The organism is Pseudomonas sp. GNP014 (genome assembly GCF_054344005.1).
This window is the reverse complement of record NZ_JBTGUS010000001.1, coordinates 4,907,175-4,924,178: the sequence shown is the minus strand read 5'-3', so window position 1 is coordinate 4,924,178 and position 17,004 is coordinate 4,907,175. Positions and strand designations below refer to the sequence as shown.

Annotated in this window: 17 protein-coding genes; 8 read left to right on the top strand and 9 right to left on the bottom strand. The window is 59.5% G+C overall.

What is annotated here, in order from left to right:
• Nucleotides 1–23: 23 nt before the first annotated feature.
• Entirely contained in the window at nucleotides 24–527 is a 504-nt protein-coding gene (locus ACXX9E_RS22035; RefSeq protein ID WP_122844415.1) for a VOC family protein, read from the bottom strand.
• Nucleotides 528–840: 313 nt separating this feature from the next.
• On the opposite strand from ACXX9E_RS22035, the gene ACXX9E_RS22030 reads away from it, so the two are divergent.
• Nucleotides 841–1,092, top strand: coding sequence for a transmembrane sensor/regulator PpyR (locus tag ACXX9E_RS22030; RefSeq protein ID WP_457237283.1), 252 nt, complete (start codon nucleotides 841–843; stop codon nucleotides 1,090–1,092).
• Nucleotides 1,093–1,257: 165 nt separating this feature from the next.
• Here the strand turns inward: ACXX9E_RS22030 and ACXX9E_RS22025 are convergent, their stop codons facing one another.
• Together ACXX9E_RS22025 and ACXX9E_RS22020 are read right to left on the bottom strand one after the other, a co-directional pair.
• A complete protein-coding gene (locus ACXX9E_RS22025; RefSeq protein ID WP_458556184.1) occupies nucleotides 1,258–1,935 on the bottom strand; it encodes a class I SAM-dependent methyltransferase in 678 nt (225 codons plus the stop codon).
• A gap of 213 nt (nucleotides 1,936–2,148) precedes the next feature.
• On the bottom strand, nucleotides 2,149–2,514 hold the full coding sequence (locus tag ACXX9E_RS22020; RefSeq protein WP_458556183.1) for a DUF6124 family protein: 366 nt from the start codon (nucleotides 2,512–2,514) through the stop codon (nucleotides 2,149–2,151).
• Nucleotides 2,515–3,248: 734 nt separating this feature from the next.
• Here ACXX9E_RS22020 and ACXX9E_RS22015 point away from each other — a divergent pair.
• Entirely contained in the window at nucleotides 3,249–3,641 is a 393-nt protein-coding gene (locus ACXX9E_RS22015; RefSeq protein WP_458556182.1) for a GFA family protein, read from the top strand.
• Between the two features lie 170 nt (nucleotides 3,642–3,811).
• On the opposite strand, the gene ACXX9E_RS22010 is transcribed toward ACXX9E_RS22015, so the two are convergent.
• Nucleotides 3,812–4,651 (bottom strand): alpha/beta fold hydrolase, encoded by an 840-nt coding sequence (locus ACXX9E_RS22010; RefSeq protein ID WP_180699112.1) that lies wholly within the window; start codon nucleotides 4,649–4,651, stop codon nucleotides 3,812–3,814.
• 263 nt (nucleotides 4,652–4,914) lie between these two features.
• Here ACXX9E_RS22010 and ACXX9E_RS22005 point away from each other — a divergent pair, with 263 nt between their 5' ends.
• The 4 genes from ACXX9E_RS22005 (at nucleotide 4,915) to ACXX9E_RS21990 (ending at nucleotide 9,157) form a co-directional block, all read left to right on the top strand.
• Nucleotides 4,915–5,370: a (2Fe-2S)-binding protein gene (locus ACXX9E_RS22005; RefSeq protein WP_003224136.1), complete on the top strand. Its 456-nt coding sequence runs from the start codon at nucleotides 4,915–4,917 to the stop codon at nucleotides 5,368–5,370.
• A 14-nt stretch (nucleotides 5,371–5,384) separates the two neighbouring features.
• Entirely contained in the window at nucleotides 5,385–7,547 is a 2,163-nt protein-coding gene (locus tag ACXX9E_RS22000; protein WP_458556181.1) for a xanthine dehydrogenase family protein molybdopterin-binding subunit, read from the top strand.
• A gap of 1 nt (nucleotide 7,548) precedes the next feature.
• Nucleotides 7,549–8,127, top strand: a complete 579-nt coding sequence (locus ACXX9E_RS21995) for a hypothetical protein (protein ID WP_186748758.1) — start codon at nucleotides 7,549–7,551, stop codon at nucleotides 8,125–8,127.
• Nucleotides 8,128–8,191: 64 nt separating this feature from the next.
• Nucleotides 8,192–9,157, top strand: a complete 966-nt coding sequence (locus ACXX9E_RS21990; protein ID WP_123462778.1) for a GGDEF domain-containing protein — start codon at nucleotides 8,192–8,194, stop codon at nucleotides 9,155–9,157.
• A 389-nt stretch (nucleotides 9,158–9,546) separates the two neighbouring features.
• On the opposite strand, the gene ACXX9E_RS21985 is transcribed toward ACXX9E_RS21990, so the two are convergent.
• Nucleotides 9,547–9,972 carry a VOC family protein gene (locus tag ACXX9E_RS21985; protein ID WP_186748532.1) on the bottom strand — a complete coding sequence of 142 codons (426 nt, stop codon included), beginning with the start codon at nucleotides 9,970–9,972 and terminating at the stop codon, nucleotides 9,547–9,549.
• A 110-nt stretch (nucleotides 9,973–10,082) separates the two neighbouring features.
• Between ACXX9E_RS21985 and ACXX9E_RS21980 the strand changes: the two genes are divergently transcribed.
• Nucleotides 10,083–10,937, top strand: coding sequence for a LysR family transcriptional regulator (locus ACXX9E_RS21980; RefSeq protein WP_267800653.1), 855 nt, complete (start codon nucleotides 10,083–10,085; stop codon nucleotides 10,935–10,937).
• Between the two features lie 224 nt (nucleotides 10,938–11,161).
• Nucleotides 11,162–12,412 (top strand): hypothetical protein, encoded by a 1,251-nt coding sequence (locus ACXX9E_RS21975; RefSeq protein ID WP_458556180.1) that lies wholly within the window; start codon nucleotides 11,162–11,164, stop codon nucleotides 12,410–12,412.
• 67 nt (nucleotides 12,413–12,479) lie between these two features.
• Here ACXX9E_RS21975 and fabI read toward each other — a convergent pair whose 3' ends face one another.
• The 4 genes from fabI to ACXX9E_RS21955 are packed head-to-tail and all read right to left on the bottom strand — an operon-like array spanning nucleotide 12,480 to nucleotide 17,000.
• Nucleotides 12,480–13,274: an enoyl-ACP reductase FabI gene (gene fabI / locus ACXX9E_RS21970; RefSeq protein ID WP_003202751.1), complete on the bottom strand. Its 795-nt coding sequence runs from the start codon at nucleotides 13,272–13,274 to the stop codon at nucleotides 12,480–12,482.
• Between the two features lie 19 nt (nucleotides 13,275–13,293).
• On the bottom strand, nucleotides 13,294–14,904 hold the full coding sequence (locus ACXX9E_RS21965) for an ABC transporter ATP-binding protein (protein WP_458556179.1): 1,611 nt from the start codon (nucleotides 14,902–14,904) through the stop codon (nucleotides 13,294–13,296).
• A 1-nt stretch (nucleotide 14,905) separates the two neighbouring features.
• Entirely contained in the window at nucleotides 14,906–15,925 is a 1,020-nt protein-coding gene (locus tag ACXX9E_RS21960; protein WP_064587187.1) for an ABC transporter permease, read from the bottom strand.
• A 1-nt stretch (nucleotide 15,926) separates the two neighbouring features.
• A complete protein-coding gene (locus ACXX9E_RS21955; RefSeq protein WP_458556178.1) occupies nucleotides 15,927–17,000 on the bottom strand; it encodes a microcin C ABC transporter permease YejB in 1,074 nt (357 codons plus the stop codon).
• Nucleotides 17,001–17,004 lie beyond the last annotated feature (4 nt).

Sequence of the window (17,004 nt, the reverse complement as noted above, 5' to 3'; positions counted from 1 at the left end):
CGGCAGGCCAGGGCGCCAGTGTATTAGCTCTGGCCGGCAAAGGCCCGTTCGAGTTCGGCAATGTCGAGTTTTTTCATCTGGAACATGGCCTGCATCGCGCGCTGCGACTTGGCGGTGTCCGGGTCCAGCATCATGTGCATAAAGGCCACTGGCACGATCTGCCACGACACGCCGAACTTGTCCTTGAGCCAGCCGCATTGCTGGGCTTCGACGGGGCCACCTTCGGACAGGTTGCCCCAGAAATGGTCGACTTCTTCCTGATTCTGGCAGTTGACCTGAAACGAAATCGCCTCGCTGAATTTGAACATCGGCCCACCGTTGAGCCCGGTGAAGGTCTGGCCATCGAGCTCGAAACTGACGGTCATCACCGCACCTTCCGGCTTGCCGTGAAATTCCTGGCCGACCTTGCTGTAGTGGGTCAGACCGGTGATTTTCGAATGATCGAAGATCGAGCAGTAAAACTTCGCGGCGGCTTCGGCCTGATCGTCGAACCACAGGCAGGGCGTGAGTTTTTGAAAGCGTTGCATGGCAGTCATCCTCGGCAGGTTAGACACGCAGGATTTACAGCGTAGTCAGTCCTTGGTCGATTGGCGGTGCCGTAGATCGACAATTGCCGAGCATTGGAAATCCCGACGACGGAGACATCGAGCTGCAGACCGGACTTTCTTATCGTGTCTTTCTGTAGTCGTAATGACAAAGTGTTGGGTCGAATTGACTATGTTCGGCTTGTGTCAAATTGACTCGTTATCGTGCAACAAACTGATTCTATTGAATTAAAAATATGGCACGAGACTTGATGTACTCAACTTACCTAAACGAACCGCTCAGGAGTACGCCACCATGCTCACGTTCTTCGAAAGCCCGCTGAACGTTCTGCATCTTTCGAGCAAAATCCTCGTCGCTGGTCTGCTCATGTTGCTGGCCGGCATCTACGGCGCGTATCTCTACAACGGCCACATGCCGATTGCACTGCTGGTGGCGATGCATTCGCTGACCATCCTCGGCCCGACCCTGATCAAGATCGGCTACGTCATGCGCCTGCTGGCGCAGTACCGCGTCCGTGGTCCGCAGATGATCCGGCAAACTGCATAGATCCCACAGGTTTCTGTGGTGCCCACGAATTCCGGGAACAACTGAAATCACTGTGGGAGCTGGCTTGCCAGCGATGGCGGTGGGTCTGGCAGCATTGATGTTGAAAGTTACGGCCTCATCGCTGGCAAGCCAGCTCCCACAATGATGGGTGGTGTTTCTGAAATTTCAGCGGCGCTCGGCAACCATCAGCAACGACTGCGGCAGCTGACTTTGCGGGTGTTGTGGCTCTTGCAGGCTGACGAGTTGGAACCCGGCCATATCAAGTGCATTCAACCAGCTCGACAACGTGCGGAAATACCACGGCATCGGCTGCCACTGGCCCTTGAACCCGGCGAAGGATTCTTCGCGCCAGCCATCCTGATAATCCCCAGCCGCCACAGCCCACGGATGCAGTGTCTGAATGACCAAAACCCCGCCGGGAACAAGCAGCGTATTCATCGCCGCAAGCAGCGGAATAATGTCCTGATGCAGCAATGAAAAATTGGCGCAGATCAGGTCATAGTCGCGACCGATATCGACCTTCCCATCGACCAGCGCTTCGTAGCTCGCAACATGCGCCCGCGCCGCCCGCGCCGCCCTCGCCAAACGCGCCGCTTCAATAAGCCGCGCATCGCCATCCACACCCACCGCATCAATCCCGCGATCCGCCAGCGCCCGCAACAGCCAGCCTTCACCACAGCCGAGGTCGAGCACACGCTGCGGCTGCCGGCCCATGATCGCCAGCAGAATCGCTTGATCGGTAACCTGCTGGCGGCTTTCGATGGCGCCGCTGCGGATCACTTCGATCCAGGCATCAGCGTTGTCGTGCCAGCTCTGCAAAAGGCTGGATTCGGGGGAGGGCATGGCGGTGTCCCAACTGGGAAAAAAATGAGTATGGACGCTGTAGTGTGCGCTTGTGCATTTTGATCTCCCGTCAGGTGGGAGAACAGCAAGAGAGCTGACTAGTGGGGGCTAGACGGGTAAATCGGGATGGCTTGATGAGTTCTGCTCATCAAACGACCGAGGGGCAGAGTGAAAGTGAGGGGGAGAGGACCCCTCACTCATTCCGTGTGTTGGCTACTGCGGGATGCGCAGCTTGTCCAGCAGGCGATTGACCAACAGCTCGTTCAGCATGATCACCTGTTGCAGCGCCAGCAGCGGTTTACGCTCCGGGCCGCCTATCGAGTTGGCGATGTTGCCGGCCATGGAGTGGGCGTAGGAAAGCGACTCACAGGCTTCGACCAACAGGGTTTCTTCATCCAGCGTGGGGTCGACCAGATAGACCGGGCGAAACTTGGGTGAGCTTGGTGGGGCGCCCAGTGCTTCGGGTCGCAGGTAGTAGTCGAGGGCGCGGTCGGTGGCTTCTTTGACCTTTTGCGGGTCAAGCGCGGGGTCGTGAGGGATTGGATCGGTGTCTGGAGGATTGGGGGTGATTTTGAACATGGATGAAACTCCCACTTAGCAATTTAAGGAGCCATCGCACTCGCTACCAAACGAGGGTGGTGGCCATGCGCAGGTTGGTAGACCGGTCTAAGCGGGAAAACCCGGCGCTCCCGAAGGAGCCCCACGCATGGCCACCATATAATTCGAGTTCCCAAAAGGGACCGAACAAGGTGTAGCCATGACGCTTAGAGACGGGCTACCAAACCCGATCACTGTTTTGCAGTGACAGGCAAACGATATAGCCCGGCCCATAGCCGTGTAAGCCGGCGGATTCTGGCGTACGCGTAGGTAACGGCGCAAGGTGTTGTAGGGTGGATGGCGTAACGGTTTGTGTGATTTAAACGCGATAACCGGATGACGTTTACACATGTGCAATGTCGGTTTGTGGCGGCTTTCGGTTTTGCGTGAGTCTGTGAGATTTTTCCCCCTCACCCCAGCCCTCTCCCCCAAGGGGGCGAGGGGGAAAGGGAGCCGATCTTTGTGCTCTTCAAACCTGAGTTCGACGCGGTATTTCAAGTCGGTGCAACTTGCACATTCAGCGCGGTCAGTTCCCTCTCCGCCAAAGGGGCCGAGGGGGAAGGGAGCGGATCTCCATGTAATCCAGAGCCCGAGTTCAACTCGATATTTCAGGTCGGCGTATTCCGAGCAAACAACTCGGTCAGTTCCCTCTCCCTCCGGGAGAGGGTTAGGGTGAGGGCTGTCGGTAATTTCAAATTCTGAAGCGGAGGTGTGACATGAATCGATTGACTGGCGGTTGCCTATGCGGCGATGTCCGTTTCGAAGTGACAGGCCAGCCCTACCGCGTCGGCATTTGCCACTGCCTCGACTGCCGCAAGCGCCACGGCGCACTATTCGGCACCTCGGCCATATTCCCCGAGGATGCGTTGACGGTCACCGGCGAAACCCGCGACTACAACGGGCGCTTTTTCTGCCCGCGCTGCGGTTCTCCGGTGTTCGCGCGTTCGGCAGATGAAGTAGAGGTCAACGTCGGATCGCTCGATGAGCCTAATCAGTTCAAACCTACTTACGAACTCTGGACCATTCGCCGCGAGTCGTGGCTACCGGCGCTGCCACTGGCTCACCACTACGAGCGTGATCGCGAGAGCACAGAGCGTACAGAGGATTAGAGGGGGCAGAAAACTTCTGGGACTTGGAATGGAGTGAGGATTCTTGGCATGTCACATAGTCCCTGTGGGAGCGAGCTTGCTCGCGAAGGCGTCGTATCAGTCGACATCAATATTGAAAGTAATGACGCTTTCGCGAGCAAGCTCGCTCCCACAGGGTGCAGTACATAAACTTACAGATCTTCACCGCGAATAAACGCCAGCAGATCCGCGTTAATCGTTTCGGCCTCGGTCGTCGGCATCCCGTGCGGAAACCCCGGATACGATTTCAGCGTGCCATTGGGCAGCAACTTCGCCGACAACGGCCCCGAGTCCGCATACGGCACAATCTGATCATCCTCACCATGCATCACCAGCACCGGCACCGTGACCTTCTTCAAGTCCTCGGTGAAATCCGTCTGCGAAAACGCCACGATCCCGTCGTAATGCGCCTTCGCCCCACCAATCATGCCCTGACGCCACCAGTTGGCAATAATCCCCTCCGAAGGTGTGGCGCCCGGCCGGTTGTAGCCATAAAACGGCCCGGTCGGAATGTCCCGATAGAACTGCGCCCGGTTCGCCGCCAGTTGTGCCTGGAAATCATCGAACACCGATTTCGGCAAACCACCCGGATTGCTCTCGGTTTGCACCATCAGCGGCGGCACCGCACTGATCAGCACACCTTTGGCAACGTTGGCCTGACCATGCCGGGCGATGTAATGAATCACCTCACCGCCACCGGTCGAGTGACCGACATGCACGACGTTCTTCAGGCCCAGATGATTAACCACAGCCAGCGTATCGTCGGCGTAATGATCCATGTCGTGCCCGTCCCAGACCTGACTGGAACGCCCGTGCCCTCGGCGATCATGGGCAACCACCCGGAAGCCTTTGCCCAGGAAGAACAGCATCTGCGCATCCCAGTCATCGGAACTGAGCGGCCAGCCGTGATGGAAGTGGATCACCGGCGCATCTTTTGGGCCCCAGTCCTTGTAGAAGATTTCGACGCCGTCTTTGCTGGTGACAAATCCCATGTTCGCTACTCCAGACCAATGTGATGGATAACCCGCTCGATGTTCGCGGACCGGTTTCGCGGGTGATGATGGTTGTGCGCTGGCTCAGTGCGAGCCGTTATCAACTGTAGGATCAAAGTCGACCGTTGCATGACCGGTGGTCGCAACATCTGGCTTCACGCGCAAATTAGGCTTTGCTGAAAGGGAAAAGCCGAGGCGTGCGTAGGCATCTGCTGCCACAGCGACGCCCCTTCAGAACACCGTGAGTCTGAGGAAATCCCCCGATGCTGACCCTGAATATCAATGGCAAGGATCAGGAGCTCGATGTCCCGGCGGACATGCCGTTGCTCTGGGTCCTGCGCGATGTCGCGCACCTGACCGGTACCAAATTCGGCTGTGGCATGGCCCAGTGCGGCGCGTGCACCGTGCACGTCGATGGGGCGCCGTTGCGCGCCTGCATTACGCCCGCCACCGCCGTGGCCCACGGCCAGAAAATCCTCACCATCGAAGGCCTGTCCACCGACGGTTCGCACCCGGTGCAACAAGCCTGGGCCGAACTCGACGTGGTGCAGTGCGGTTACTGCCAGTCGGGGCAGATCATGTCTGCGGCGGCTCTGTTGGCGAAGATCCCCAAACCCACCGACAGCGATATCGATCAGGCGCTCTCCGGCAATATCTGCCGCTGCGGCACCTATCCGCGAATCCGAGCGGCCGTGAAACGTGCGTCCGAGATTGGCTGATTGGGAGAGAGACGATGAACAGTCCTGTATCGCGTCGGGGTTTTCTCAAGGGCAGCGCCATGTTGGGCGGTGGCCTGGTGGTAGCGTTTGTCGTGCCCGGCGCCCATAAGTTTGCTTTCGCGGCAGAGAATGAAGGCAAGGTCTTCGCGCCCAATGCGTTCTTGCGCATTGCCGCAGACAACAGCGTCACCGTGTTGCTCGGCCATTCGGAAATGGGCCAGGGCATCTGGACCGGCCTGACCATGTTGATTGCCGAAGAGCTGGACGCCGACTGGTCGACAATCCGCGTCGAACATTCACCGGCCTCGGCGGCGGATTACGGCATGCCGGCGTTTGGCGGCATGCAGATTACCGGTGGCTCGACATCGACGTGGATGGAGTTCGACCGCTATCGTCTGGCCGGCGCCACGGCGCGGCAGATGTTGGTCGAGGCGGCGGCCAAGCGTTTCGACGTCGCGCCTTCAGCGATTCGCACCGAATCGGGTGTGGTCATCGCTGGCGATAAACGCGCGACGTACGGCGAGCTGGCTGACGCGGCCGGGCAACTGCCGGTGCCGGACCCGAAGTCGATCACCTTCAAGGACGCCAAGGACTGGAAGGTCATCGGCAAACCGACCAAACGCCTCGACACCCCGGAGAAAATCACCGGCCGCGCCAAATTCGGCATGGACGTGCAGTTCGAAGGCTTGATGACGGCGATGGTTGCCCGTGCGCCAGTATTCGGCGCGACGGTCAAATCCTTCGAAGGCGCTGAAGCGTTGGCCGTGCCGGGCGTGCACAAAGTGGTGCAGGTGCCCACCGGCGTGGCAGTGATTGCCGAGCATTACTGGGCGGCGAAACTCGGGCGGGACGCGTTGAAGGTCGACTGGAACCTGGGGCCGCACACCGACCTGAGCAGCGCAACCCTGCTGGAGAGTTTCCGCAAACTGGCCGCCACGCCGGGGACTTCGGCGGCTCAGGCCGGAGACGCCAAGGGCCGTTTCGGCAAGGCGGTGAAGAAGATCGACGTTGAGTACAGCGTGCCGTATCTGGCCCACGCGCCGATGGAGCCGTTGAACTGTACGGTGAAGATCAGCGCCGAGAAGTGCGAGATCTGGACTGGAACGCAGTTTCAGACGCTCGATCAAATGGTCGCCGGCAAGATCACCGGACTGAAGCCCGAGCAGGTGGAGATCCACACCGAATTCCTGGGGGGTGGTTTCGGGCGCCGGGCCAACCCAACGTCTGACTTCGTCGCCGAAGCGGTGCAAGTGGCGAAAGCCGCCGCCATGCCGGTGAAAACCGTGTGGTCGCGGGAGGATGATATTCGCGGTGGTTACTACCGTTCGATGTTCCTGCATCAGGCACGGATCGGCCTCGGCGCCGATGGCCTGCCGTCGAGCTGGCAGCATGTGCTGGTCGGGCAGTCGATCATGGCCGGCACCCTGCTGGAAGCGACGATGGTCAAGAATGGCATCGACGCGACCTCGGTCGAAGGCGTGGCCGACAGTCCCTATATCAAAGGTCTGGCCGATCATCAGGTCGATCTGCATTCGCCGCAGACTGGCATCAACGTGCTCTGGCTACGATCGGTGGGGCATAGCCACACCGCGTTTGTCATGGAATCGCTGATTGATGAAATGGCCACAGCGGCGGGCAAGGATCCGGTCGAGTACCGGCGCACATTACTCAAGGAACACCCTCGGCATCTTGGCGTGTTGAACCTGGCGGTGGAGAAGGCCAACTGGAAAGCGCCGTTGCCGGACGGTCACGCGCTGGGCGTCGCGGTGCATGAGTCATTCGGCAGTTACGTGGCGCAGGTCGCGGAGGTGTCCCAGGACAATCTGGCGATTCGCGTGCATCGCGTAGTTTGTGCGGTGGACTGTGGGATTGCGGTGAATCCGCAGAGCATCGCCGCGCAGATGGAGTCGTGCATCACCTTCGGCCTGGGCATGGCGCTGCACAGCAAACTGACGCTCAAGGACGGCGCGGTCGTGCAATCCAACTATCACGATTATCAGGTGCTGCGGCTCAACGAGATGCCGGTCGTCGAGGTGCACATCGTGCCCAGCAGTGACAAACCCGGCGGCATCGGCGAGGCCGGTGTGCCGCCGACCGCGCCAGCGGTGGCCAACGCGGTGTTCGCCCTGACCGGGCAACGCCTGCGCGAGTTGCCGCTGCAACTGTCGGGGGTGTGAGATGAAACGACATCTGTTGTTGGGCTCGGTGATCCTGTTGGGGCTGGGTGGTTATGCCTCTGAGCTGTTCGCCGACGATCAGGAAGCACTGAAGGCGTTCGGCACCGTGCAGAAAGTCTTTCAGAGCCCGCGTTGCCAGAACTGCCACATCCCCGGCGATTCGCCATTGCAGTTCGACGCCGGCATTCCCCATGCGATGAACGTGGTGCGCGGCATGGACGGCAAGGGTGCGGCTGGTTTGCCTTGCGCCACCTGTCACGCGGAAAACAATCCGCCGGCCAGTTACGGCCCGCATGCGCCACCGGGGGCACCGCACTGGAGCCTGCCGCCGGCGGCGCACAAAATGGCCTGGATCGGCCTGCCGCCGGACAAGCTCTGCGCGATGATCAAGGACCGTTCGAGCAATGGCGATCGCGACTTTGCTGCGCTGATCAAGCATGTCAGCGAAGACAAACTGGTGCTGTGGGGCTGGAATCCCGGAGCAGGGCGCGCGCCGGTGCCGGTGCCGCACGATATTTTTGTCACGCAATTCAAGCTGTGGGCCGATGCGGGCGGGCCTTGTCCGGTGGCGGGGATCTGATGAAGTGAACCCCTCGGCGAATTAGCGCTACGCTTAAAAGCATTGTTGCCAATGGAGTGTGCTGATGCTGGTTCCAGGAAAACCTGCGAATGAAACGGCGCGAGTTCAGGCGCTGCACGGTCTTGAACTGCTCGATTCCGCCCCTGAAGAGCGTTTCGATCGACTGACACGGTTGGCAAAACGCTTGTTCAATGTGCCGATTGCACTGGTGACGCTGGTCGACACCAATCGGCAGTGGTTCAAATCGTGTGTGGGGCTGGATGTCAGCGAGACGCCGAGGGATGTTTCATTCTGCGGCCATGCGATTCTTAACGACGGCCTGTTGTTGGTGCCGGACGCCCGCGAAGATGTGCGCTTCCATGACAACCCGCTGGTGACGGGCGCGCCGCACATTCGCTTCTACGCCGGTTACCCTTTGACCGTGCCCAACGGCAATAAAATGGGCACGCTGTGCCTGATCGACACCAAGCCCCGCGACCTCGACGAGGAAGAGCGCGCGTTGTTGCGGGATCTGGCGGAAATGGCCGAGCAAGAGCTGGCCGCTGTGCAGGTCGCGAGCATGGATGAATTGACGTTGTTGTCCAATCGCCGTGGTTTCAAGCAACTGGCGCAGCATGCGCTGGACGCCTGCGCGCGGATAAAGCGCCCGGCGACCTTGCTGTTTTTCGACCTTAATGACTTCAAACAGATCAACGATCTGTATGGGCATGCCGAGGGTGACAGTGCGCTGAAGACCTTTGCCGACGTGCTGCGCATCGCCTTTCGCGAGAGTGATGTGGTCGGGCGTTTGGGCGGGGATGAGTTTGTCGCGCTGCTGACCGGCTCCAGCCATATCGAAACCACGGCGATCATGGCGCGGCTCAAGGATATTCTCGAAGAGCGTAATGCCACGTTGCACCGGGGCTATGCGATTCGCTTCAGTGTCGGGCAGATCGAATACGACGCTGAGCGCCATGAGACCGTGGATCGGCTGCTGGCGGATGCTGATAGTGCGATGTATGTGCACAAGCAGGCCTTGAAGCGTTGTTGATTCGGGCCTCATCGCTGGCAAGCCAGCTCCCACAGGGATCTGCAGTGAACCGGGATTTTGTGAGCACCCGAGAAACCTGTGGGAGCTGGCTTGCCAGCGATGGCGTCCGCACATTCAACATCGTCATCGGCTGACCCACCGCCATCGCGAGCAGGCTCACTCCTACAATAGCGTCGGGTGTTCTCAAAGTCCCGGTTCACCACAAATCCATGTGAGAGCGAGCTTGCTCGCGAAGGCGTCCGGTCAGGCACATCTCTGTTGAATGTGCTGGCCTCTTCGTGAGCAAGCTCACTCCCACAGGTACCTTCGGTGTTCAGAAAATCCCGGTGCACCGTAGATCCGGTGGGCGCTAGCCTGCTAGCGAATGCGTCAGCCCGAACAATACAAATCTATTTGGCAAACAACTGCCCAATATCCTTGAACGCCTTGAACTCCAGCGCATTGCCGCACGGGTCAAACAAAAACATCGTCGCCTGTTCCCCCACCAAACCCTGAAAGCGAATCCCCGGTTCAATCACAAACTTGGTTTCGAGCGACTGCAAACGCTCGGCCAGCGCCTCCCATTCCTGCATACCCAACACCACACCAAAATGCGGCACCGGCACGTCATGCCCGTCGACGGCGTTGGTGTGCGCGGCTTCCTGCGAGGCGTTTTTCGGCGCCAGGTGAATCACCAGTTGATGACCAAAGAAGTTGAAATCGACCCAGTGCTCACTGGAGCGACCTTCTTCCAGACCAAACACCTCGCGGTAAAAGTGCCGTGCGGCGTCAAGGTCATACACCGGAATGGCCAGATGAAAAGGGCTGAGCTGCATAGTGGGATTCTCGATCAGGTTCGGTTGACTGAGTTTAGTGCTGTGAAATGTGATTGAAAGACGATAGTTTTTGTGTCGAGCTCAAATTATTTCGATCAATCGAGGTGTGCATGCTGCGCGAACTCAAAACCTTTCTCGCGGTGGCACGCCACGGCACGTTTGCGGCCGCGGGTTTGCATATTGGCCTGACGCAGTCGGCGGTCAGTGCGCAGATCCGCAACCTCGAAAACGCCTTGGGCATTCGCCTGTTCGATCGCACCGGTCGGCAGGCGACGCTCAATGCGGCGGGGCAGCGGGCGTTGCCGATGGCGCAGGAAATGCTCGCGATCTTCAGCCGCATGGCGGTGGACGACGCGGTCAGCGAGTTTCGCGGCGAGCTGAAAATCGGTGCAGTGGCCACCGCGCAAACCGGCCTGTTGCCGCAAGCCTTGTTGCGTTTGCGCCAGCAGGCACCGGGGCTGGAGCCAAAACTGGTGCCGGGGGTGTCGTTGAATCTGTTGAGTCAGGTCGATGCCGGCGAAGTTGATTTGGCGATCATGATCAAGCCACCGTTCGAGTTGCCCAAGGAGTTGTCGGCGCAGGTGATCCGGCGTGAGCCGTTTGTGTTGATCGTGCCGCCGCAGGTCGAGGGCGACGATCCGCTGCGGTTGCTCGCCGAACGGCCGCATGTGCGCTACGACCGCAATTCTTTCGGTGGGCGATTGGTGACGCGGTTTCTGCGGGAGCAGCGCATAGAGGTCAACGTAGCGCTGGAGCTGGATGAGCTGGAGGCGATCGTGAAAATGGTCGAGTCGGGGCTGGGCGTTTCGTTGTTGCCCAGGGCCGGACTGTGGCTGGAGCATCCGCTGAAGGTCAGGGTAATCGAGTTGGGTGAGCTGACGTTCTACCGCGAGATGGTCCTGCTGCAGCGCTATAGCCAGCGCAATCAACCGATTCAAAAGCTGTTCGCCCAGTGCCTGGAATAACCCCCCAATCCTCCCTGTGGGAGCGGGAGCGCACAAAAAAGCCGGGGCTGCCGAGACACTGATTTGGCTCGTAAAGACTATGGCACTGTCATTTCTGACAGGTGTTTCGCGGTAGGGCGGCGTGTGACAGTAGCTCGCGCGTTTCGAACTGCTGCCTCAAGACTTTCAGATACGCCATTCGCGCAAAGCATTACAGGCAGCGTCTTTCTCAAAGGATGAACCACATGAACAGTCAAGATGGCGCTTCTTCTGTCAACAATGCCGGCGATCTCGATCCAACATTCGGCGTGGACGGTGTTGTAAACGTTCCCATTGCTTCAGGCACCCTCCGGTGCATGGTGGAGGATAACCAGGGCTCTATTGTCCATGGCCTGTGGGTCGGTAACGAAATGTGGTTTTACCGGATTTTCGCCAACGGCAGCCAGGATCTGCAGTTTGGCAGCGACGGGGTCACCCGGTGGGAGTTTGCGCCCGGCAAGCTATCGGTCCCCGTTCAGTTACTCCAACAGGCGGATGGAAAATATGTGGTGATCGGAGCGCTTCGCGACGATCGCTCTGATCAACGACCCAAAGTTGCCATTACCCGATTCAACAGCAATGGAACCCCGGATCTGGTCTTCGGTAACAAGATTCTGCCGTTGCCGGCACAAAACAATCTGTTCACCGAGTTCCCTTCGTACGGATGTTTACAGGCCGACGGGAAAATCCTGGTTGCGGCGTCGTATACCTTGGTCGATGGACAAGACCAATTGGTGCTCAGGGGCAGCCGACTTTATCGACTTCAGGCCAATGGCGAGGCCGATCTGGAATTTGGCGGTGGGCGCGGCTTTGTCGAGGTGCTCATGAACGGGCAGAACACTGAAGTTAAAAGCGTGGTCGTGACCCGCGACGGGAAGATTGTTGTGGGCGGAACCACCGAGCGGGTGCGGGTGGGTTCATATGATCGAAAACAATCAGTCGCCCGGTTTTTGTCAAATGGTGCACTCGACGATACCTTTGGCAGGAACGGCTACTGGGAAGCCGATGGCGACAACGTGATGGGGCGTGTCATTTTTCTTGAAGACAAGCTCATTGTGGTGGGACATGAAGTTGTCAAGCCCAGCGGGTATCGGGTATGTGTCTCCAGGCTGACAGCCGATGGTGAATTTGATCCGACGTTCAATAACGGGATCAGACTGTTGACTGATGTGCCCATGGATGTTCCGGGCTATGTCCTCATATGCAATGCAGTTGCCTTGCAGGCGGATGGAAAAATCATTGCTGCCGGTTACGCCGGGTTCGCCGCACGTGCCTACTGGTTGCGGGTCCAGACCAATGGCCAGCTTGATCCGGACTTCGGAGATCAAGGCTTGCATGTGCATGAGCCTTCTAACCTGATGGGTGGGGTGCTGGTTCAAACCACTACGGGAAGAATCCTCGCCGCCATCGACTCAGCTGTTGCTCCCGCTCCGAGAATCCTCGGCATTCTTGCTTGAAGTTCTTTTGCTTCAACCCATAAAAAACCCGCCAGCAAATGGCGGGTTTTTATGGGACAGGCGAAGATTACTCTTCGATGTTGCCCATGGCGGTGGTGTTGAAGCCGCCGTCGACGTACATGATTTCACCGCTGATGCCCGACGCCAGGTCGGAGCACAGGAAGGCGCCGGCGTTGCCGACTTCTTCGATGGTGACGTTACGGCGCAGCGGGGTTTGCGCTTCGTTGGCGGCCAGCATCTTGCGGAAGTTCTTGATGCCCGAGGCTGCCAGAGTACGGATCGGGCCAGCCGATACGCAGTTGACGCGGGTGCCGTCCGGGCCCAGGGAGCCGGCCAGGTAACGTACGCCAGCTTCCAGCGAAGCCTTGGCCATGCCCATTACGTTGTAGTTCGGCATGGTGCGCTCGGCGCCCAGGTACGACAGGGTCAGCAGGCTGCCGTTGCGGCCTTTCATCATTTCGCGGCCAGCTTTGGCCAGGGCCACGAAGCTGTAGGCGCTGATGTCGTGAGCGATACGGAAACCTTCACGGGTGGTGGCTTCGGTGAAGTCGCCGTCCAGTTGGTCGCCCGGGGCGAAGCCGACGGAATGCACGATGCAGTCCAGGCCGTCCCACTTCTTGCTCAGCTCTTCGAAGACCTTGGCGATTTCTTCATCGCTGGCCACGTCGCACGGGAAGCACAGCTCCGGGCTCGAACCCCAGCCCTGTGCGAATTCTTCAACACGACCTTTCAGTTTGTCGTTCTGATAAGTGAAGGCAAGCTCAGCGCCCTCGCGATGCATGGCGGCAGCGATGCCGGATGCGATGGACAGCTTGCTGGCGACACCGACGATCAGTACGCGCTTACCGGCGAGAAAACCCATGTGTTGCTCCTCTTTCAGGTTATTGCGCAGTGGCTGGTGCCAGAAAAGCGGCTTCCAGCAACTGCTGTGTATACGGATGTTGGGGGGCGGCAAAGATACTTTGCGCGTCTCCCTGTTCGACCACTTGGCCATGCTTGACCACCATCAACTGGTGGCTCAGCGCTTTGACGACAGCCAAATCATGGCTGATAAACAAATACGTCAGGTTGTACTTGGCTTGCAGTGAACGCAACAGCTCCACCACTTGCCGCTGCACCGTCCGGTCGAGCGCCGACGTCGGCTCGTCCAGCAGGATCAGCGCCGGTTTCAGCACCAAAGCCCGGGCAATGGCGATTCGCTGCCGCTGCCCACCGGAAAATTCGTGGGGGTAGCGGTGCCGGGCTTCCGGATCCAGACCTACCTCCTTCAATGCCGCAATAATCGCCGCCTCTTGTTCTTCGGCGGTGCCCATCTTGTGAATCCGCAAGCCTTCGCCAACGATGTCGCTGACGCACATGCGCGGGCTCAGGCTGCCGAACGGGTCCTGAAACACCACCTGCATCTCCCGACGCAACGGGCGAACCTCGTTCTGCGTCAGGCAGTCTAGCTGCTTGCCTTCAAAGCGAATGGCGCCTTTGCTGGCGATCAGCCGCAAAATCGCCAGACCTAGGGTGGATTTGCCGGAACCGCTTTCCCCCACGATCCCCAGGGTCTGACCCTGAGGCAGGCTGAAATTGATGCCGTCCACTGCCTTGACGTAATCCACCGTGCGCTTGAGCAGGCCTTTCTTGATCGGGAACCAGACTTTCAGGTCCTCGACTTCAAGCAGCGGCGCGCCGATTTTATTGCTCGCCGGGCCTCCGCTGGGCTCCGCGCCGAGCAATTCCCGAGTGTACGGATGCTGCGGCGAACGGAACAGCTCTTCGCACGATGCCTGTTCGACGATGCAACCGCGCTGCATGACACATACGCGATGCGCAATTCTTCGCACCAGGTTCAAATCGTGACTGATCAGTAACAGCGACATGCCCAATCGAGCCTGCAATTCCTTGAGCAAATCGAGGATTTTCAGCTGAACGGTCACATCCAGGGCGGTGGTCGGCTCGTCGGCAATCAGCAGTTCCGGCTCGTTGGCCAGGGCCATGGCAATCATCACCCGCTGGCGCTGGCCGCCGGACAATTCGTGGGGCAGGGCCTTGAGGCGCTTGTGCGGCTCGGGGATGCCGACCATCTCCAGCAGCTCCAGGGTGCGCTGGGTCGCGACTTTGCCGGTCAGGCCCTTGTGGATGCCCAGCACCTCGTTGATCTGCTTCTCGATCGAGTGCAGCGGGTTCAGCGAGGTCATCGGCTCCTGAAAGATCATTGCGATGCGGTTGCCGCGAATGTGGCGAATGGTCTTTTCTTTCAGTGCCAGCAGATTCTGTCCGGCGTAATTGATGCTGCCGGCCGGGTGACGGGCGATCGGGTAGGGCAGCAGGCGCAGGATCGAGTGCGCCGTCACCGATTTGCCCGAGCCGGATTCACCGACCAGCGCCAGGGTTTCGCCGCGCTTGATGTCGAAGCTCACACCTTCGACCACGCGGTGGACGCGCTCGCCAAGGCCAAATTCGACGGCGAGGTCGCGCACTTCGATCAGATTGTCCTGATTCATTTCACTTCCTCGGGTCGAAGGCATCGCGAGCGGACTCGCCGATAAACACCAGCAAACTCAACATCAACGCCAGCACGGCAAATGCGCTCATGCCCAGCCACGGCGCTTGCAGGTTGGATTTACCCTGGGCCACCAGCTCACCCAGCGACGGACTGCCGGCCGGCAAGCCGAAACCGAGGAAGTCCAACGCGGTGAGGGTGCCAATGGCGCCGGTGAGGATGAACGGCATGAAGGTCATGGTCGAGACCATCGCGTTGGGCAGGATGTGGCGGAACATGATCGCGCCGTTCTGCATGCCCAGCGCCCGCGCGGCGCGCACGTATTCAAGGTTGCGGCCACGGAGGAACTCGGCGCGCACCACGTCGACCAGGCTCATCCACGAGAACAGCAGCATGATCCCCAGCAGCCACCAGAAATTCGGCTGGACGAAACTGGCGAGAATGATCAGCAGGTACAGCACCGGCAACCCCGACCAGATCTCCAGAAAACGCTGCCCGGCCAAGTCGACCCAGCCGCCATAGAAGCCCTGCAGCGCGCCGGCGATCACGCCGATGATCGAACTCAACACGGTCAACGTCAGGGCAAACAGCACCGAGATGCGGAAGCCGTAGATCACCCGCGCCAGCACATCGCGGCCCTGGTCGTCGGTGCCCAGCAGGTTGTCCGCCGAGGGCGGGGCCGGGGCCGGGACTTTCAGGTCGTAATTGATGCTCTGGTAGCTGTAGGGGATCGGCGCCCACAACACCCACGCATCCTTGGCCTTGAGCAGTTCGCGGATGTACGGGCTCTTGTAGTTGGCCTCCAACGGAAACTCGCCGCCGAAAGTGGTTTCCGGGTAGCGCTTGATCGCCGGGAAGTACCAATTGTTGTCGTAATGCACCACCAGCGGCTTGTCGTTGGCGATCAGCTCGGCGCCGAGGCTCAGGCCGAACAGGATCAGGAACAGCCACAGCGACCACCAGCCACGCTTGTTGGCCTTGAACAGTTCGAACCGGCGGCGGTTGAGAGGGGACAGGTTCATCTCAATGCTCCCGGCTTTCGAAGTCGATGCGCGGATCGACCAGGGTGTAGGTGAGGTCGCCGATCAGTTTCACCACCAACCCCAGCAGGGTGAAGATGAACAGGGTGCCGAACACCACCGGGTAATCGCGGTTGATCGCCGCTTCGAAACTCATCAGCCCCAGACCGTCGAGGGAGAAGATCACTTCCACCAGCAAGGATCCTGTGAAGAAGATGCCGATGAACGCCGACGGGAACCCGGCGATCACCAGCAGCATGGCGTTGCGGAACACGTGGCCGTAGAGCACGCGGTGGCGGGTCAGGCCTTTGGCCTTGGCGGTGACCACGTACTGTTTGTTGATCTCGTCGAGAAAGCTGTTTTTGGTCAGCAGGGTCATGGTCGCGAAGTTGCCGATCACCAGCGCGGTCACTGGCAGCGCCAGGTGCCAGAAGTAGTCGAGGATCTTGCCGCCGACACTCAACTCATCGAAGTTGTTCGAGGTCAGGCCGCGTAGCGGGAACCAGTCCAGGTAACTGCCGCCGGCAAACACCACGATCAGCAGGATCGCAAACAGGAACGCCGGAATCGCATAGCCGACGATGATTGCCGAACTGGTCCACACATCGAAGTGGCTGCCGTGCCGCGTGGCCTTGGCGATCCCCAGCGGGATCGACACCAGGTACATGATCAGCGTGCTCCACAGCCCCAGCGAGATCGACACCGGCATCTTTTCCTTGATCAGGTCGATGACCTTGGCGTCGCGGAAGAAACTGTCGCCGAAATCCAGCTTCGCGTAGTTCTTGACCATGATCCACAGGCGTTCCGGGGCCGATTTGTCGAACCCGTACATGTGCTCGATTTCCTTGATCAGCGCCGGGTCCAGGCCTTGTGCGCCACGATAGGACGAGCCAGCCACCGACACCTCGGCACCGCCGCCGGCAATGCGGCTGGTGGCGCCCTCGAAGCCCTCGAGTTTGGCGATCATCTGTTCCACCGGGCCGCCGGGCGCGGCCTGGATGATCACGAAGTTGATCAGCAGGATGCCGAACAGGGTCGGGATGATCAGCAGCAGTCGCCGAAAAATATACGCCAGCATCTGA